Origin of the sequence: Pseudobacter ginsenosidimutans (assembly GCF_007970185.1) — a bacterium.
GTDB classification, from domain to species: domain Bacteria; phylum Bacteroidota; class Bacteroidia; order Chitinophagales; family Chitinophagaceae; genus Pseudobacter; species Pseudobacter ginsenosidimutans.
Window position 1 is genome coordinate 151011 of record NZ_CP042431.1, and the last position, 18700, is coordinate 169710.

The 18700-nt window shown below is 47.3% G+C and carries 12 protein-coding genes; 2 read left to right on the top strand and 10 right to left on the bottom strand.

All coding sequences use genetic code 11. The features are described from left to right. Positions 1–7 precede the first annotated feature (7 nt). The 10 genes from FSB84_RS00630 to FSB84_RS00670 all read right to left on the bottom strand — a co-directional run bounded on the left by FSB84_RS00630 (position 8) and on the right by FSB84_RS00670 (position 16673). Entirely contained in the window at positions 8–2968 is a 2961-nt protein-coding gene (locus tag FSB84_RS00630) for a SusC/RagA family TonB-linked outer membrane protein (RefSeq protein WP_130543497.1), read from the bottom strand. A 109-nt stretch (positions 2969–3077) separates the two neighbouring features. Beyond that, on the bottom strand, positions 3078–3269 hold the full coding sequence (locus FSB84_RS30885) for a helix-turn-helix domain-containing protein (protein WP_225980128.1): 192 nt from the start codon (positions 3267–3269) through the stop codon (positions 3078–3080). After that, entirely contained in the window at positions 3266–3967 is a 702-nt protein-coding gene (locus FSB84_RS00635) for a cupin domain-containing protein (protein ID WP_225979949.1), read from the bottom strand. Before FSB84_RS00635 ends, FSB84_RS30885 begins: the two co-directional genes overlap by 4 nt. Positions 3968–3991: 24 nt before the next feature. Then, positions 3992–5500, bottom strand: coding sequence for a M81 family metallopeptidase (locus FSB84_RS00640; RefSeq protein WP_130543495.1), 1509 nt, complete (start codon positions 5498–5500; stop codon positions 3992–3994). Between the two features lie 4 nt (positions 5501–5504). Further along, the gene (locus tag FSB84_RS00645) at positions 5505–6911 is read right to left on the bottom strand and encodes a hypothetical protein (protein ID WP_130543494.1); all 1407 of its coding nucleotides are present in this window, start codon (positions 6909–6911) and stop codon (positions 5505–5507) included. Between the two features lie 130 nt (positions 6912–7041). Continuing rightward, on the bottom strand, positions 7042–9450 hold the full coding sequence (locus tag FSB84_RS00650) for a redoxin domain-containing protein (RefSeq protein ID WP_130543493.1): 2409 nt from the start codon (positions 9448–9450) through the stop codon (positions 7042–7044). Positions 9451–9486: 36 nt separating this feature from the next. Beyond that, positions 9487–10923, bottom strand: a complete 1437-nt coding sequence (locus FSB84_RS00655; protein ID WP_130543492.1) for a RagB/SusD family nutrient uptake outer membrane protein — start codon at positions 10921–10923, stop codon at positions 9487–9489. A gap of 24 nt (positions 10924–10947) precedes the next feature. Further along, complete coding sequence (locus FSB84_RS00660) at positions 10948–14604, bottom strand: SusC/RagA family TonB-linked outer membrane protein (protein WP_130543491.1); 3657 nt, start codon at positions 14602–14604, stop codon at positions 10948–10950. A gap of 211 nt (positions 14605–14815) precedes the next feature. Next, entirely contained in the window at positions 14816–16003 is a 1188-nt protein-coding gene (locus FSB84_RS00665; protein ID WP_130543490.1) for a FecR family protein, read from the bottom strand. 25 nt (positions 16004–16028) lie between these two features. Beyond that, entirely contained in the window at positions 16029–16673 is a 645-nt protein-coding gene (locus FSB84_RS00670; RefSeq protein ID WP_158643732.1) for an RNA polymerase sigma factor, read from the bottom strand. A gap of 99 nt (positions 16674–16772) precedes the next feature. On the opposite strand from FSB84_RS00670, the gene FSB84_RS00675 reads away from it, so the two are divergent. After that, positions 16773–17375, top strand: coding sequence for an RNA polymerase sigma factor (locus tag FSB84_RS00675; protein WP_130543488.1), 603 nt, complete (start codon positions 16773–16775; stop codon positions 17373–17375). A gap of 88 nt (positions 17376–17463) precedes the next feature. Beyond that, positions 17464–18540 (top strand): FecR family protein, encoded by a 1077-nt coding sequence (locus tag FSB84_RS00680; RefSeq protein WP_130543487.1) that lies wholly within the window; start codon positions 17464–17466, stop codon positions 18538–18540. Positions 18541–18700: the final 160 nt, after the last annotated feature.

The following is an 18700-nucleotide window of genomic DNA, read 5'->3' on the forward strand; positions in this document are numbered from 1 at the left end:
TGTTTGATTAAAAAGCTACATGAACACCCAGGGCAAAAGCCCTTGTTTTAGGATAATAGTTGCGGGCATCGATTCCCGGCAACAGTCCATCGGCATTTACTTCCGGATCAATTCCGGTATAGTTTGTAATGATGAAGAGGTTGTTGGCAGTGAGGGATAAGCGAAGGGCTTCCACTTTAGAACCGGGCCGCAGTTTCACATTGTAACCCAGCGACAGGTATTCCATCCTTGCAAAGCTGCCATCCTCGATATAATAGGAAGAATATACCAATGGCTGCTTGGCTATGCCCAGTGCTGATTTCAGCACATTATTGCCTGGCATCCGGTTCATATCGTTCAGGTACAGCGCCGTGGAGTTGGCGATATCATGACCAAACACGCCTCTCATCAGGAACGAAAGGCTGAATGCCTTATAATTGAAAACATTCGACAGGTTGAGTGTGAATTTCGGTTGTGCATTTCCGATAACAGTCCGGTCGTCTGCATAAACGAACTTCCCGTCGCCGCTAACATCCTCAAACTGGAAGATGCCATTCTCGTCTCGCCCAATATATTTCGCTCCATAGAAAGTTCCGATGGAATAGCCGGGCTTCAGGATCTGTGGTGTTTCCTGCAATCCGTTCAATGACCATTCGCCGGTATATACCACATCCAGTTTGAACTCGTCGTTGGACAGCGACTTCAGCTTATTGACGTTCCTGGCAAAATTCAATCCGGCAGTCCAGCTAAAATTCTTACGTTCTACGATCTCCGATTCAATGGAGATCTCGATTCCTTTATTGCTTACTTTACCTACATTGGCCGTCATGGTATTGAACTGGTAAGGAGGTGTGGGCACGGGATAATCGTACAGCAGGTCTGAGGTTTGTTTATCATAGTAATCGATAGCGCCCCTGATACGGCCGCGGAGGAATGAATAATCGATTCCGATGTCCATCTGTGCAGTGCGCTCCCATTTCAGATTGGGATTGGGGTTTTGATTGGGACTGTATTGTGTTACAAACTCCCCACCCTGGTAGTAGAATCCGGCGGCTCCATACAGGGCCAGTGAACGGTAATTGGAAATATCCTGGTTACCGGTAACGCCATAGCTCACACGAAGTTTCAGTTCATCGATGAAGTCTGCATTCTTCATGAAGTTCTCGCGGTTGATCATCCAGGCAACGGAACCGGAAGGGAAATAGCCCCATTTGTTATCCTTGCCGAACCTGGTGGAGCCATCACGGCGGATGGTACCTGTAACAATGTACTTGCCATCGAATGAATAGTTGGCGCGTGCATAGAAAGAGATCAGCTTATTGGCTTCCTTATAACTGGATACATCTGATGGTGTGAGGTTATTGCCTGCACCCAGGTTATTGTACAGGAACAGGTCGGAGATGAAATTACGGTTCTGCGCCATGAAATTCTCGGGAACGAATTCCTGGTAAGAATAGCCACCGATGGCATTCACACGATGTTTATCGCCAATGCGCTTGTCGTAGGTAAGGGTTGTTTCCAGCAGTTTGGTATTGTATTCGCTGGCCGTTCTCCTTGCCAGGCCGTTGATCTGCTCCGCACTCCGCGAATCCTTCGATTCAAAATATCCTCCCATCACACTGCTGCGCGAGATAGCGCCATTAACAGAGGCTGTAAATCCATCGAGGAATTTATAATCCACCTGCATGCGTCCCAGGAACTGGTTGCGTTTGTTATCGGACCTCATCTGGTGCAGCATGGCCACGGGGTTCCAATATTCGTAGCCAGTTACTTCCTTGAACTGTCCGTTCTCATCATAAACCGGAATGGTAGGATTCAAATTGAGCGCGTATGCAAATACGTTAGGAGTAGGAACAGCGTTCCAGTCTTCCATGGTGGTATTGGCATTCAGCAGGAAACGCAGTTTGCCATCCAGGGCGGACTGATCAAAAGCCAGGCTGGCATTCACTCTTCTCAATCCATTGGTGACAACGATCCCTTTCTGATCGAGATAGTTCACAGAAGCGCGGTAGGTGGATGTTTTGGTGCCTCCGGTAAGGTTGAGGTTATGATTCTGCGAATAGCCGGTCTGATAAACCTCCTCATGCCATTTGGTATCTGCTCCATAATCCATGGCATTGGTGATATTATTGTCCTTTACATATTGGCGCCATTCGCTGGCCGTAAGCATATCGAGGTTATTGGCCAGCTTTTCGGTTGCATAGTAACCGTTATAGGAAACAGTTGTTTTTCCCGGGCGACCTTTCTTGGTAGTGATGAGTATTACGCCATTGGCGCTTCTTGCACCATAAATGGCAGTAGCAGAGGCATCTTTCAAAACACTGATGGATGCTATGTCCTGGGGAGCCACGGAATTCATGGATGCGCCGGGGACACCATCTATCACTACCAGCGGACCATTGCCGCCTAACAGTGATGTAGAACCGCGAAGGCGCATGGTAGGCTGTTGATTGGGATCGCCGCCGGGACGGGTTACTACCAGGCCGGATACTTTACCCTGCAGCAATTGCTCAGGACTGGTGACAACACCCTTGTTGAAGTCTTTTTCGGAAATATTGGCGATGGAGCCCGACAGATCTTTTCGTCGCATGGTGCCATAACCGATGGCCACCACTTCTTCCAGCATTCCACCTTCCTGCAGCACGATCTGCAGATCCTTTCCTGAACCGATAGATACGGTCAGTTCCTTCATTCCTGCAAAGGATACCACCAGTTCGGTAGCGCCGGAAGGAACTTTGAAACTGAATCGACCGTTCTCATCAGTGGTGGTGCTGATGCTTAAGCCTTTTACGAGGATCGTAACGGCAGACAGGGTATCTCCCTTGCTGCTTCGAACAGTTCCATTCACCGTTCGGTCGGCAGTAGTTTTTTCCTGGGCAATACTGGTACCGGTTGATACCGATAAAATGGCCAGCAAAAGCAGTAAATACTGCAGGTAAGAGCAAAGCAATCCCTTACCAGGTTTTCTCATAACTGGTGTCCCTTTCATATTTAGTTTGATTTAGGCGTATGTACTTATAGGAGGTCCATTACGGCTATGCGTAGCCGTTGGTACCCTTTAACAGGTCCCATACAAAAACTTATTGTTGTGTGAGAAATTAAACCAGGTCTCTCGTATGTGTTGCCCCGAATTTGCGCTGGTATTCGGAGGGCAGCATTTTAGTGGAACGTTTGAACTGGTCTATAAAATTGGATAGGTTATTAAATCCTGATTCCATGCTCAGCGTGGAGATAGTCAGCTTCCCTTCAATCAGCAGTTTCTTGGCATGTCCGATCCTTACATCATTCAGGTATTGTACAAATGTTTTTTAGTCCTTTCTCTGAAATAGCGGCAGAATGCGTTGGGAGTAAGTCCTGCCACCGATGAAACTTCTTCCAGCCGGATGGGGCGGGAAAAGTTCTTCATGATATAACCATAGATTGCTTCAAACCTGCCAGAGTCGCCGGAATCGATCGTATTGTTGCAGTACCCAACACTGGCCAGTAATTCGAACTCTTCGGAAGTGGCCATCGCTTCCAGCAGTGTGATCAGTTTGGCAATACGGCCCGCTCCTTTTTCGAATACATATTCTTTCACCAGTTTGGCAATACGCTCCCTGGAAGTACCGGAGAATTTGATGCCTCTCTCCGATCGCAGTAACAGGTGCCTGATATTTTCCATTTCAGGCATGTCCAGCATGGTGTGACCAAAGATCTCCTGCTGGAAGAATACACAGAAGCAGGATGCTTTGAGATTGGATCCTTTCTGAAAGAAAGCATCATCGTTCCTCCATTCATGAGGAAGGTTCGGACCGATGATACAAAGATCTCCTTCTTCATAAGGCTCCACATGATCACCCACAAAGCGGGTGCCTGTTCCTTCCATGATATACATGATCTCAATCTCCGGGTGATAGTGCCAGGGAACGATAAAAGCGGGCAGCTCCTCCTTGTAAACATTTACCGAACCGGCCCGGTTGAAGGGCAACTCCTGAAAAAGCGGTCGCATAAGTGTACAGTTGAATGTTTGCTGTTAATCTATTTTCCACACCATATCCGGATCCAGCGGATAAGCGGGGCGGGTCACCTGCTTATACGGAAGATTAGGGATATCCAGGTTACAAAATCCAGCGGTCAATGCCATTAAACTGAGTGGCGCAATATCTGCCAACTCGGGGAAAAGGTAACCTAATTTAACGATCACTACTTTGAAATCCATAGGATTGAGGCCAATATCTTTAAAATCGATCAATTGCGTGAAAGAACGGCGGTCATTCAGGATAACCACGGAAACACCTTCTATGTTCAGTAATACGGCGCCGCGTTTTTTGTCAATTTCGGATTGCGGAGATTGAAATACAATCCTTCCCTTGATGGTCACTGGTTTTGAGAATTTATAATCGATGCGCCCTCCCAGTGTCAGTGTTATTTCATCATTCTTTTGTTTGGCCATGCAGGCTTTGAATGCTTCGGGATCTACCATACCCGCCAGCAGTACTTTCAGTTCCGTTGTTTGTTTCAACAGATGGTCCAGTACCTGGGTATTATCTCCGGGAGCGCCGGCAGTGGTATTGTCGCCTGAATCAGAAATGAACACAGTTCCTGCCTTATCGTTCAGCGCTTTTGTGAACATCTCAGGAAAGCTTCCGGAAGGCACATTCAATTGCATGGAGGCACGGGCATTCCAGATCTGTTGAGCCAGGATGGCGGCTGCTTTCCGGGCCTGCTGCTGATATGCACTGCTGCGCGCCACTACGAACACACGCATGGCAGAGCGCGACAGGTCGGCCCAGCAGTACCCTGCAAATATGGAAGCATCCATGATGCCTTCCTGCGTGCAAAGCCCGGGCAACTGTGCATAGATCGATTTCAGCGGTTCAATTTCGGTAATACTTTTTTCACCCGGCACCAGGATAGGAATGGTCACTGTTTCGATCACCGGATTCAATTGTTTATCCATCGCTTCCAGCAACATGTTCACGGCGCGTTGCCTGGTTTCCACTTCATCGCGGTGCGGAGCGGTACGATAGGCGGATAAAATATTGATATTATCAACAAAATCCGCTGAGAGATTGCCATGCAGATCAAAGCTGCCACTGATCAGCACTTTGCTGCCTACTATCTTTCTTATCTCTTTTATCAGTGTGGCCTGCGCATCGGCATAACCTTCAGCATGAAGAGCGCCATGCATATCCATATAAATACCATCTATCTTTCCGGCCTTACGGATACCTGCCAGGATCTCCTGCATGAACTGATCGAACGCCTTTTTCTCCACCACGCCTCCCGGCCATGCGTATGCGTGAAGCACAGGTATCACCTGCACACCGGCAGCAGCACATACTTCATCCCAGGTCTCTGTTTGCAATACCTCATTCCCACGACGCACTTTGAAATCGGAGAGTTTGGTGTGAGCGGTGGAAAAAGTGTTGGACTCATTGCGTACGCCCAGCGTTACGATCCGTTTCCCCGCCAGCGAATTTGTATTGCCGAAGGCTGTCAGGGAAAAAAGAAGCATACAGGCTATCATTGATCTGAGCATACTACTAATTTTTGAGGCTTAACACTTTTCGATAATTGAGAAAGAAGGGCGGCACAATACCGGCTGTGTCGGACAGTGGCAGGATCTCCTCCGGCAACACTATTCCCAATACATCTTCCATGAAAGCGCGACGGGCCATACAGCGGTTCCAGGTAGCCGGATATTCCTGCTGCAGCTTTTGGCGCAGCGCTTCATCCGCCACTACAATGCCATCTTCCATACGGGAAGAAAAATATGTTTTGGACCGGGGTATGATATCGAACTGAAAATACATTCCCGATCTTATTTCATCTTCGGAATCACGATACACAGGAGAACTAACCCATTCTTCAAAATGGATCAGGTGACCGGGATTCAGAAAAACAGCGAACTGATCAAATGGCAACAGTTCCTGGATAAGATCATACAACAGTTTTCCTTTTGTTCCAATCCGCAGCTGCTGCAACCATTGCACACAGGCAAGAAAATAGGGTACGGCAAATGCTTCAACATAATCCTTAGCTTCGGGAGGCAGGTCGGATTCACTTTCTGCAACCCAGCCTGCGCGACAAATATTACTTCCCCAGTAAGAGATATTGGTAGAGCAGGGATCACCTTTGCGAATGATGGCTCCCACAGGACTGGAGAGCCCGATATGCAGATTGCCGGAACTTTTGATACCTGTATGGCAACCCAGGGGATAACCTGTTAACCGGTATTCATTCACCAGTTCAAAATCCGTTACACCGGCCCTGAAATTCTTCAGCAGGTTGCGCATGCCATCAGCGGCCATGCAATTGGAAAATTCGAAATGTGCAATCTCGAATGCCGAACAGGTGGTTTTAAGTCCATATGCAGGAGACATGAAAAGATCAGTGGCATTGGTTACATTGTCTGCACCGCAAAGGCCACGCAAACTATCTACAATAAAGGCGGGCAGATCAATGGCATGTTGCGGACGTTGCAGTTCGGTAGCAGAAAAATATTTCCATCCCACGCAGCCAACAGTGGCTCCGGAAGTGATGCCTTCCTCTGTAAAAATAATTTCCAGTGAGCGGCTTTCGTCTCTTGGTTGACTGAGTAAGGAGAAAGGCTGGTATCGTTCATAACGCAGGCGTGCCGCGTTATACAATGGAGATACTGTGAGATGGGACACGCATTCATTGCCTACCAGCAACAAGGGATCCGAATGGAGGTCCAGGATCAGCAGCGCCTCTTCGAAGCGGGGATCAAAGTGTACAAGGTACAGGAGATTGGCAAAATGCTCCCGGTCGCCATACACCAGCAGGTGGCTGAGCCCCCTCGCCCGCATTTGTTGCCGGCATCTTTCAATGCGGAGGAGCAGTTCATCCGCGGGGGGAAAGATGATGGGAGAAACCGTCCCGGATTCGGGCCAGTCGATCTCTTTCAGAAATACGGGCCTTTGTTTCATTGTGCAAGCAGACGTTTAATCGTGTTCACACAAAGATAATACTCCCCTAAAATGGCCCGTTCTGGTATTTACACGAATGTTTATGGTATCTTAACGAAACTACCAGGAACATGATACCTTCTCTGAGAACCTACCAGGTTTTCTCCCCAGTCCTCATTCTTTCTATCGTCTTCCCATAGTTTTCTTTTTCATCACCATCAGCCATGGACCATGCTTTTTCCTGAACGGGAATTGCTTCCCTGGTTCTGCCCAATTTATGGAGCAGGTTGGCATAGGTGTTCAAATATCCCGGAAGGGATCTCAGGAAATTGGAGAAGATAGCATTCCTGTAATTGGGATCATAGTCCCAAAGCCTGGAGAGCTCACTGCTGATCACTGAACGGCCACTCCATTCCAGCGCTTCATTCAAAATATCCTTACCGGATGAATGTTCCAATACAGCCCTGGCAAACACATCCAGCTGCACTGCCCTTACATGAGCGCCATACAAGCGCATGTATTCAATAACTGATTTCCCGAAGTTGCTCCAGTCTCCCTTGCCCTGGAAATAATTCGTCCTGTACAATAACACCACGGGCCCTGCCTGTGAAGGATATTTTGCGGAAATCTTTTGTTGAATGGCATTCCAGTCAGGCATTGTATTTCCTGCATTCGACACCAGTGGATACAATTCTTCATTGAAAATGATCTCACGCAATTTTTCATCGGCAGCCCCGGGCCACATCTGTGCATCAATCTTATCTCCATGCTTCAATAGAACGTCAAATCCCTTATCCTTTCCTGACCATGTAAAACGATACAGAAAGGATACATTCTCCCTGGTGAAAAGATCTTTCTGTGTTGCCAGGTATTGGTTTGCAAATTTTACTGCGTCCTCTTTTTCAAAAACACTGATGGCCATCATTGCCAGCTTTTTCAATTGTTCCGGTTCTATTTGGGAAGATCGCATGATCTTATTCCTGAGAGAAAAATATTGCTTATCGGGGTTCATCGCATCTGCAGCCAATGCCATAAAGGAGGCAGCATCATGCGCGCCCGGAATGCGATGTACAAATTCTCCGTCAGGAGAGAAAAAGAGGAAGGTTGGCAAAGAAACAACCCCATACTCTTTTTGGATCAAGGCTACATCCTCATACCAGTTTCTTACATAATCGTTATCCTTGCTTGTTTTATCCAACTGCACTTTCACGCTGATGAATTTATCATTGAGAAACTGCCCCACATCTTTCCGGGTAAACACTTCTTTGTTCATTTGCTGACAGGGTGCGCACCAGGTAGCGAAACAGTCCAGCAGGATGAATTTATTTTCAGTCCTGGCCCGTTGTTTGATCTCCTGCCAGGAATGTTCCTGATCGAAATTCACACCCTGATCACCCAGCAGCTCCTTCAATTTCTTTCCCAGTTCATCCCCGCGCAGGTTTTTGGCTGCTATGTTTCCATCCGGATCTACGAGGTAATTCAAAGGGATCCCTGTGATGCCGTATTGCATTACTATATCGCTTTTCATTCCTTTCAGATCGGATACCTGTACCCAGGGTAGTTTTTCTTCATGAATTGCTTTCAGCCATTTATTCCTGATATCGTCCAGCGAAACTCCCAGGATCTCGAAATTCTTGTGTTTGTAAGCGGCATATTCTTTCAGCAAATTCGGGATCTCCATCCTGCAGGGACCGCACCAGCTGGCCCAGAATTCAACCAGTACCCATTTTCCGCGCCAGGAAGCGAGGGATACATTTTTTCCTGAAGTATCCGGCATGCTGAAATTCAGGATCGGTTTTCCAACTACGAGGGTCCGGAGCAGCGTGAGCCTCTCGATGTATTTCGTCATGTCAGGCCTGTTCCTTATTTGAGGTGAAAGGCCCGCCACCATCGATTCCAGCTCATCAGCATCGGCAACTTCCACCTGCAGGATCTTTTCTTTTAACAAAGCCATACTGAGAAGTGAGGAAGGATGTTGTTTGATGAAATCCTTCTCCACCAGTTTCAACTGCCTGGCAGCAGCTTCAAACTTTTTCAAGAAGAAAGCAAGAGAATCCTGCCTGGCAGGAAAATCCGGAATGGCATTTATCCTTCTCCAATTCCTTCCGGCATTCGTACTGGCTTCCACAAACGGAAGTTTACTGTTTTCCATTTTCATGAATTCATTCATCGTAACAGTACCGGAGAACAACAGGTCTTCCAGCCGGTTGCCCGATGCCGTTATCTTACCGGGAGTAAGATAAAACATACGGCTGCTTCGATTGGCAAATGGGTTCTCAGCCAATTGCTCCTGTGTAGCAGGTACAGGCATATTGAGAATGGCCAGTACAATATCATCCTGCAACATACCGCCAATACTGAATTTCCCCTGACTGATGGAACTACTGTCGGTTCTCGTCATTCCATCAGCGTATATTGTCAGGTATATTTTTCCTTCACTGAATGCTTTTAACTGACCATTGATCGTAAATGGTTTTTCACCCTGAGCAGCCAATGCCACAGAAAAGGATGAAACGAAGAGTAAGGACATAACGATCCTGAAATGAAACAGTTTGTTCATTTTTTTTGTTTTTAACCAGATGAATATGATTGATCCCTACCGCGGGTTCTGTGTCAGCCCTGCAGCATCTATTTCAGACATGGGAATTGGCCAGGTATATCGATTGTCTCCGGGTGGTAGTTCATAACGTTGTCCGCTAATTTCCCGCACCAGCGTTTGCGCCAGTCGGGGGTCTTTGTTCATTCTCCTGAGATCTTCCCATCTCACACCGCGAAAGACCAGCTCTCTCCTTCTTTCATTGAAGATGATCTGCAGCAGGGCTGCCTGATCCGTTTCGGTAAGGGGCGAATAATTTTCTGGAAGGAACCTGTTCTTCCGCAGCAGGTTCAGATCTTCCAGAGCCTCATCCATCTGATTCAATCTTGCCTTGCATTCCGCACGGAGCAGGTAGATCTCATCCGTTGCCAATCCTGAGAAATAACCATAGGTTGCATATGATCCTTTAAAAACAGGAAACCTGTAATTATCGAAATCCACATATGGCCTGAAATAGGCTTTGGACCTGATATCTCCGGGCTCGTACAGGGCTATCAGTGAAGGATCGAATTCTGCCCTGTTGAGGAATATCGAATTCAGCGTGATGCCATACCTGGTGTCTGAAGTGGTGTAGTAGATCATCTCCGGATTGGTAGCGCCATAATCGCCTGCGAACATGTAATCATATGTTTTGGCGGGATTGTACGCATCCAGGTTATTGAAATCGATGAGCTGCCCCTGGATCTCAAGGCATTTATCCGCATAGGATGCTGCTTTTTCGTAATCTTCCATCTGGAGACAGATCTTCGCTATCAATGCGTAGGCGGCAGCGCGGCCCGGGCGGATATAATTGGTCTTCCTGTTTTCCACCGGCAGCAATTCAACGCTGGCCAGTGCATCTTTCAGTATCTGATCGTAGGTAGCATGCACGGAAGATCGCTTTACACTGAGCGTAACATCTGGTTCAAGCCGTAATGGTAAGCCATAAGGACTATCACCGCTTTTGCTGTAGGGGAATGCAAACTGCTGCGCCAGGTGGTAATAGCGCAGAGCGCGCATAAAAAGCGCTTGTCCCTTCACGTTATTCCATGCAGCCTGCTCACTTGCCGCAGGCGTGATAGAGGCGATGCCACTCAAAGCCTGGTTGGCATAGAAAATGAGCACGTAGGAACGGCCCCAGTCTGTATTACTTTCATACTGGAGCATATTGATGTCTTTCGCCCAGGTATAGATATCCCTGAGATACATACTGGTGCCCGTTGCCAGACTATTCCACATGGCTTCTGTGATGATGAATTCGTCTGCTCCGTTAGCGCCTAATGTATGCGCGGAGTAGCCGCCCTGGAAATTGAAATCGTAATCCACGATGGCCTGAAAATCGGCGATAGTATTTGGCACCTGCAGACTCTTCAATTGCTTCACATCAAGAAATTCCTTACCGCAGCCCCCGAGCAACAGGAGGAATGGAATTGCCATATTTATGATCCAATACTTCATGCTTTCAAAATATTATGCAGTGTATTAAAAAGCGAGTTGAACACCCGCACTGAACTGTTTTGGTTGAGGGTATCTTGCATTGGGCATGGACGGATCCACATTGTTCCGGTCTGCCTTCCACAGGAAGCCCAGGTTACGCGCATACAGGAAGATCCTGGCCGATTTGAATACACCGGACATCCTGTTGCCGGGCAGGACCGAGTAACTCAGGTTGATATCCTGGATGGCAATATGATCTCCGCGCGCAATCAGTGAATTCGAATACATGTATACGGTAGCCTCATTCCTGTCGTATCCGTTCAGGCCGCCACCGGCCGGCACATTGGTTACCAGCTCATCTCCCGGTTTTTTCCATTTTTGCAGAATATCTGCATGAAAAGAACCAATTCCTTCATACTCCATACCGGGGAACAGTGTTGATCTCCTGTAAACATACCCCGCTTTCCAGGTCAACAGAATGCTCAACTGCAGCCGTTTCCATTCAAGATTATTGAGTATGGATCCATAGTAAACAGGACTGGTAACACCGGCATACACCATGTCTCCCGGCTTTACTGAAGCCAGATATCCTGCATAGTCGGTTGTGCTTTGTCCATCTTTCAAAAGCTTCACTTTTCCGTTCGACGGGTCTAGCCCATTCCAGGGAAATGCATAGATGCCGGATACGGAACGACCTATTTCCAGAGGAGTCTGGAATCCGTAAAGTCCCACATAGTTCACGCCCAGCAGGGTTCCGGAATTGTAATAATCCGTTACCTTATCCTTTGCGAAGTTGACAATCCAGGTGGTCTGCCATTTGAAAGGGCCCTCCAGGTTTTTGGTGGTCACCTGAAGATCGATACCATTGGTTCGAAGGGCTGCATAATTGTACCGGTAAGACCTGATCTGGTTGTTCGCGGAGCCGATACCGGTAGACGGTGGAATGAATGCATCACCGATCAGGTCATTCGCCTTTTTGGTGAAGAATTCCAGGCTTCCGCTCACTCTCCTGTTGAAAATAGACCAGTCTGCGCCTATATTGAAAGTTGCCACCCGTTCCCATTTAAGGGAAGGATTTCCGGGTGAAGTGATACTGGCATAACGTTCAAGGTTAGGGTCTACAAAGGAAGAGGCGCTATAGTCGATCACGGGGTAAGCTGATACACCCTTGTTCACATTGCCACTGCTTCCGTAGGTGCTGCGAAGCCTGAGATAATCCACCCATTTGGCTTTAAAGAAATCTTCAGCGGATAGTTCCCAACTGGCTCCTGCGGACCATAACAATGTTCCCTTCTGGTTGGTCTTCACTCCAAAAAGATTGGAACCATCCCATCTTGCACTTCCGCTCAGGATGTACTTTGACCGGAATGTATGGGAAGCGTTGGCAAAGTAAGAGAGATACCTGTCAATTTTATAATAGGTGTTCTGATCCGGTCCGGGTATGGTGGCCCCGGAGGAAGTATACAGCAAATAGGTTTTGGTAAAATCCATCCTGGAAGTTCCTACACCCAGGTCTTCATCATAATTATACAATATCGATCCCGGGAAACTCTGGTCCACAGCCTGTCTGATCTCTGCACCGCCGAGAACAGCAATATCATGCTCGCCGAAATTCCTCTGTCCGTTTACCTGTATGCGACCTGAATGCTGCACCTGCTGCAACGGGTTTGACAAACTTAGGATCCCGCCATAGGGGATCGGCTTTGTTCCATTCGGTTGTGTATAGAGGTTAACCAGGTTCCGTACATAATAGGTTTCAGGCGCATAATATTCCCTGCCGGAATTATTAGACTCTGTGTACTGGTAAGTAGCATTGATATTGATGCCTTCCATCAACTGGTATCGTACATTACCCAATAAATTCAGGAAGGAGCCTGTTGCAGTATTATCGCTTAATCCTATTTCTTCCAATGGACTGAAATGCCAGGGCAGCATGCCAGCGGCTTCTGCTTCCTCTGTTGTAGCGGTACGGATATTCCTTTCCACGGCAACAGGTTTTCCATTTTCATCCACCAGTCTTGTATATGGGCGCAGGCCGGACCTGCTGGTGCCCAGATCAGTGATATTGAAAGCATTCTTATTCGCATTGGTCCTGGTATAGGTTAGCCTGGTAGTGATCTCCAGGTTCTTTACCGGTTTGAATGAGTTCTGCATGTTGAGTGTAAGCCGCCTGTCGTCGTCTCCCACCATGGCGGACCTGCTTTTATCGTAACCCACGGAGAAGAAATACTTGTTCACGTTACTGCCTCCGTTGATATTCATCGAATATTGTTGCTGCAAAGCATTCCGGTACAAATATTTCAGGGCATCATTCCTTACATCAGTATTTTTCATTCGCTGTTCTTCTGCCAGGAAATCCTCTTCGCTGATCAGGTGGTCCCTTCTTTTGATGAGCAGCTCCGCATAAGGGGAAAAAGAAAATTTCAGGTTCTCATCACCCAGCCAGTCGCCTCTTTCAAATTTTTCCTTTTCAATCTGCATCACCATTTCTGAGGGCATGAATCTTCTGTCGTAAAACAGATCAGGTTTTGAAAAGATATTGGTGGTAGCGCTGATGGAGATTTCAGCCTTCCTGTTATAATTTCCCTGGCGTGTGGTGATCACTATCACGCCGTTACCGGCTCTGGCTCCCCAGATGGAGGCAGCAGCTGCATCCCGGAGAATAGTTACACTCTCCACATCGTTGGGATTGATATCGCGGATATTCCCTTCAAACGGGAAATTATCGAGCACTATCAAAGGAGTGGATTCAGACATGATGGTGGCTCGTCCCCTGCTCTCCAGCTGAAACTCGCCCACATCCTCGCCTTCCGCCACGGTACGGTTGAACAGTAAACCATTGGTGATCCCTTCCAGCCTGGTGAGGATATCCGGTCCCGTACTTCGGTTCAGCATTTCACGATTGATAACTGTAAAGGATCCGGTTGCCCTTTCCTTCGGCAACTGTTGGTAACCGTTAGATACCACTTCCACATTCTCCATGCGATCCTGGGATGGTCGCAATACAATCACCCAGTTGCCTTCTCCTTTACCCACTGGAAATTCATATTTTTCATAACCAACAAAGGAAACAACGATCCTGTCTTTTTCCTTCGCTTCTAAAAAGAAGCGTCCCAATTTATCCGAAACAACGCCCCCGGCCCTGCCTTTCACCTGCACAGAAGCGCCGGAGAGCGGGTTGCCCAGTGTATCCACTATTGTACCGGTGACCAATATGCGCGGCGTTTCAAGGGAAAGGAGATCGATGCGATCAGTGACCGGTGGTGGAATGCGGGACAAGACAATACTCAAGGTACTGGCATCCAGCTCGAAGCTGATGCCCTGGTCCTTCAATACTTTTTCCAGTAATGCAGACAGTGGGAGATTGCGTACATTCAGTGTAACAGGTTTGCTTTTCGCGAGAAAATCCTGTTTCCCGAAAACTACATAACCGGTTTGTTTCTCGATGGCCCTGAACACCTGTTTAAGTGTAAGGTCCTTACCGGAAAGCGTAACATTTTGAGCCGTTCCTTTTACATAGCCGGAAAGCAATGCAATGACCAGGAATAAAGAAAGCAGTTTCATCATCAACAGCAGTTTAGGGACCGATGCCTGGTAAAGCCGCCGGTAGCGGCCATTCAGGTCATCCGGCCTGATTGCCGGTAATAAGGGGTTTCCGCCAAACGCAGAACCAGCCTCATTACACGAGGCGTTTTTTTTCATAACTTGTGTCAGGTTTTGGTTGAGTAAAATGGAGTCAACATCATTTAGACCGACCTGGCCAACAGCAACAGTGTTCGAAGCACTGCTGCTACCGGTAGCCGGAACTACTTTGTAGTCCGGAGATCATCACCCACCCCCACTCCTGCAAAGAGTGATGGTGGGTTTGTTTTTTCAAGGAAAGGCGCAATCTTATGACAAGGTGGTATTATCGTTATTGCAGGATCACCAGTTGCCTTCCATTTTCAAGCCGGAACTTAACTTCCGATTTCTCCAGTATGGAAAGGACTTTCTGCAAACTGTTCCGTGCACTTATTTTTCCGAAGAAGGTAGTAGCCGGGATCCCATTTTCATAGATCACTTCTATATCATACCAGCGTTCGAGTTGTTTCATGATCTCTTCTATTCCTGCGCCGTCAAAATTGAACAGCCCGTTCTTCCAGGCCATCACCTGATCTATGTCCACTTCTTTTGAAAGTTCTATTCCGGCCCCCATCCGGGCTTGTTCACCGGGACGCAAAACCTTTTCCTCTTTTCCATTTTTTACTCGTACCGATCCTTCCAGCAGTGTTGTTCTCACAACTGGTTCATTATCGTATGCCTTGATATTGAAACTGGTGCCGAGCACTTGCACTTCAGCCTTTTCGTTTATGGTCACCCTGAAAGGTTTCTTATTATTCTTCGCCACTTCGAAATAAGCTTCTCCTTTCAATTCCACTTTTCTCTCTGCACCTGAGAACGCGGAGGGATACCTGATATTACTCGCTGCATTTAACCAGGCAATAGTTCCATCGGGTAAGATCACGCGGTATTTCCTTCCTTTAGGAGTTGATACAGTATTGTACACTGCTTCATTTCCTGTTCCTTCATAGATAAGGGTTCCATCCACCACTTTGGCGGTAACTCCGCCCTGCAATGCGATGGTGGCATTTTGAACAGAATCCAGCGAAACCTGTGAACCATCTGCCAATGTGAGTACAGCACCATCTTTGCCGGCAGGGATATCGGCTGATCTGTTTTCAACAATCGAAGGGGCTTTATCTTTTTGAATGGTAGTAAAGAAATAAGTTCCAATACCTGCCAGCAACAGGATCGCTGCAGCGCCCCACCAGCGGCGTATAACATTGATCCTGCGAACGGGCGCCTTCAATGAAGCTGTCTCTTTTTCCACTGTTCTTGCTGCAACACGCTTCCAGGCCATATCACTGTTCAGCGCATACCGCTCAGACAGATCTGCCAGCAACAATTTGCTGTTACCGATCCGGTCTGCAAGGGCACGGTGATGAACAGAAGAGCCTGCCCAGTTTTCCAGCAATTCTGCTTCTGCCGGCAAGAGGGATCCCTCCTTCACTTTCTTATGAAGAAGCTCAAGTATGGTAATATCGATGAGTATCTCTGACATTGATTGTACTGATATTACGCAAGCCTTATCGTTTTGTGACAAAATCCGCCAGGAAAAATAATTGGGCGGATATCAGGAGTACAGGAAGACCGGTCCTGTTCAATACGGCATTGTTCAATAATTTCAATGCCCGCTCCTTTTGTTTGCGAACTGCGGCTTCCGAGAGATCCAGTTGTTGACTGATCTGTTCGTAACTCAACCCTTCGATGAAGATCATCCGGATCACCCGCCTGTACTTTTCCGGCAGCATTTCCATCTCGCTCATCACAAGCCGGAGCAGTTCTTCCTGCAGTACACCGGCTTCCAGGAAGGCGCTGTTGTGGCCCGCCAGGTAAGCGAACTCTTCCTGCTTTGCCGTTCTGTTGTTGAGCTTTCGCAGAAAATCAACACAAACATTCTTAACGATCGTATAGAGAAAGGAGCGAAGATTGCCCTGGTGGGAAAGTGTCTGCCGTTTTTCCCATAAACGAACGAAGGCGTCCTGTACGAGGTCTTCGGCTGTGGACATGTCTCCCACGATCGTCCGGGCAAAAAAGGAAAGAGCCGTATAATGGGCGTGGAATAAACGCTGGAAAGCAGCATGGTCTCCATCCGCTATCAGCTTGAGCAGTTCTTTTTCTTCGTATGGTTGGCCGGGGAACAATGGGGTTTGTCTGGTAATCTGGTGCAAACTAGTAGAAAATAATGAAAAATGTACACGCGGTTCCAGGAACAAATACCGGATAAGTTCCATAAATTGTAGTAGTCAAAACAAGCTGCTCACCTGAGAATGAACTACTATCTGCCAACCGAGACAGAACTGATCGATGCTTTTCACAGAAGCGATCAGAGAGCCGACAGATTACTCTTCAACCGGCATTTCAGGGCTCTTTGTGTGTATGCAGAAAATATCGTCGGCAATATGCAGGAAGCCGAAGACCTGGTAGTAATAGTTTTCCAGAAAATGATGGCTATGAGAATGGAGTTCCAATCCAGTTCCGGCATCTCAGCCTTCCTCTATACCTCAACCCGTAATGCAGCCCTCAACGCAAACCGTAATAACAAACAGCGGACCCTCGCCAAAGAACGGTTCATGTATCTCGAACCAATAGCATCCTCACAAAAAGATTCAGGACAGAACGAGATCATCATGATCGAACTGCTTTCACATATTTACCAGGAGATGGAAAACCTCCCCCATAAATGCCGAACCATCTTCAAACTATATTTCCTGCAACAGATGAGCTCCGATGAAATTGCAGGATCATTAGGTATCAGCCCCCAGACTGCCCGTACCCAGAAAGCAAGGGCCATTCAATTACTCAGGATCAGGGTTTGGAGGAAAGCGCAACAACTCATCGATCTTGTACTGATCATTTTCCTGCTCCAATAAAAAAAGTTCTTCGCTTTTTTGGATGGAAGCTTTTTTTGCGTGTCTTATCACATGAGAAGATCCGATTATTTCACTTCATGCTTTACCGATGCAAACAAAGCAGGTTGTAGAACTATTAAAGAAACACCTGTCCGGTGACCTCACAGATGCCGAATCTGTGCGGCTGGCTGAATGGATACAGGCTTCAGAAGAGAATGCCGCTCTCTTCGATAACCTGAATGATCCTGATTTTCTCGAAGCAAAATTATGCAGGTTTGAATCGGTGGACGCGGATCGCAGCTGGAAAAAACTAATGAGCCTGCAAGAAAACGCAGCAGATGTGCAAGTTCCTCCCCGCAGATCTGTTTTCAAAAAGATATGGCCCCTCGCCTCAGCAGCAGTAGTGCTTCTTTTTTTCTCAGTGTGGCTCTTTTCAGGCGAACATTCTTTCTTCAACAAGAACAAATCCTTCAAAACACGGTTAGGGGAAAAGCTGAGCTTCAGACTGCCCGATGGCTCGCAGGTTATCCTGAACAGCGGCAGCCATCTTTCCATTACGGATGGCTTCAACAAAACCAACCGGGAAATTAAACTCGAAGGAGAAGCTTATTTTGATATCGCCCCCAAAGCATCCATTCCATTTATCATCCGCACCGGCGCCATGAAGCTTAGTGTATTGGGCACGGCCTTCAACGTAAGGGCATACCCTGAAGAAAAAGCAGAAGTGACCTCGCTGCTAAGGGGAAAAGTGGAAATAACTGTTGCGGAAGAAAATCAGGGTGCAGCACACCGCTACATTCTGGTGCCTTATCAAAAGCTGATAGTTGAAAAGCAGCCTGACAGCATTCAAAAAGCAGTACAAGTTAAGAATAGCAGTACTACCGCATCACATGGCATCCAAATTGACAGTCTGAAGAAAAGCCAACTGGGAAGCATCAACGAAATAGCCTGGTTGGAAAACAAACTTGTTTTCGATAATGAACCCCTGAGTTCAGTTGCCGCCAGAATTGAAAAATGGTATGGTATTAAGACCATCATAGAAACACCTGAACTGGAACCGATCATGTGCACAGGAAGCTTTGAAACGGAACCACTGGATAAAGTGCTGGAGAGTATGCAGTTTTCCATTCCAATGCTGAAGTTCAGAAAAGTAGAAGACAATACGGTATTGATACTGTACAAATAAACTAAAGGAATGCACTTTCACACCCTTTCGGAATTTGTACGAAGCAGACTGGATTAACCCTCATCCTGCTTCTATTGTTAACTATAAACCAAATCAGGTATGCAAAATTGCAAAGTCCCAGGGCATGCACCCGCCCGCAATGCAATGAAAAAACTGCTTC

Bases quoted from the DNA above. Each gene is read 5' to 3' on its own strand.
- FSB84_RS00675 (WP_130543488.1), top strand. From the start codon at position 16,773: ATGAACTACTATCTGCCAACCGAGACAGAACTGATCGATGCTTTTCAC.
- FSB84_RS00665 (WP_130543490.1), bottom strand. From the start codon at position 16,003: ATGTCAGAGATACTCATCGATATTACCATACTTGAGCTTCTTCATAAG.
- FSB84_RS00680 (WP_130543487.1), top strand. From the start codon at position 17,464: ATGCAAACAAAGCAGGTTGTAGAACTATTAAAGAAACACCTGTCCGGT.
- FSB84_RS00645 (WP_130543494.1), bottom strand. From the start codon at position 6,911: ATGAAACAAAGGCCCGTATTTCTGAAAGAGATCGACTGGCCCGAATCC.
- FSB84_RS00655 (WP_130543492.1), bottom strand. From the start codon at position 10,923: ATGAAGTATTGGATCATAAATATGGCAATTCCATTCCTCCTGTTGCTC.
- FSB84_RS00635 (WP_225979949.1), bottom strand. From the start codon at position 3,967: ATGCGACCGCTTTTTCAGGAGTTGCCCTTCAACCGGGCCGGTTCGGTA.
- FSB84_RS00630 (WP_130543497.1), bottom strand. From the start codon at position 2,968: ATGAAAGGGACACCAGTTATGAGAAAACCTGGTAAGGGATTGCTTTGC.
- FSB84_RS00640 (WP_130543495.1), bottom strand. From the start codon at position 5,500: ATGCTCAGATCAATGATAGCCTGTATGCTTCTTTTTTCCCTGACAGCC.
- FSB84_RS00660 (WP_130543491.1), bottom strand. From the start codon at position 14,604: ATGAAAAAAAACGCCTCGTGTAATGAGGCTGGTTCTGCGTTTGGCGGA.
- FSB84_RS00650 (WP_130543493.1), bottom strand. From the start codon at position 9,450: ATGAACAAACTGTTTCATTTCAGGATCGTTATGTCCTTACTCTTCGTT.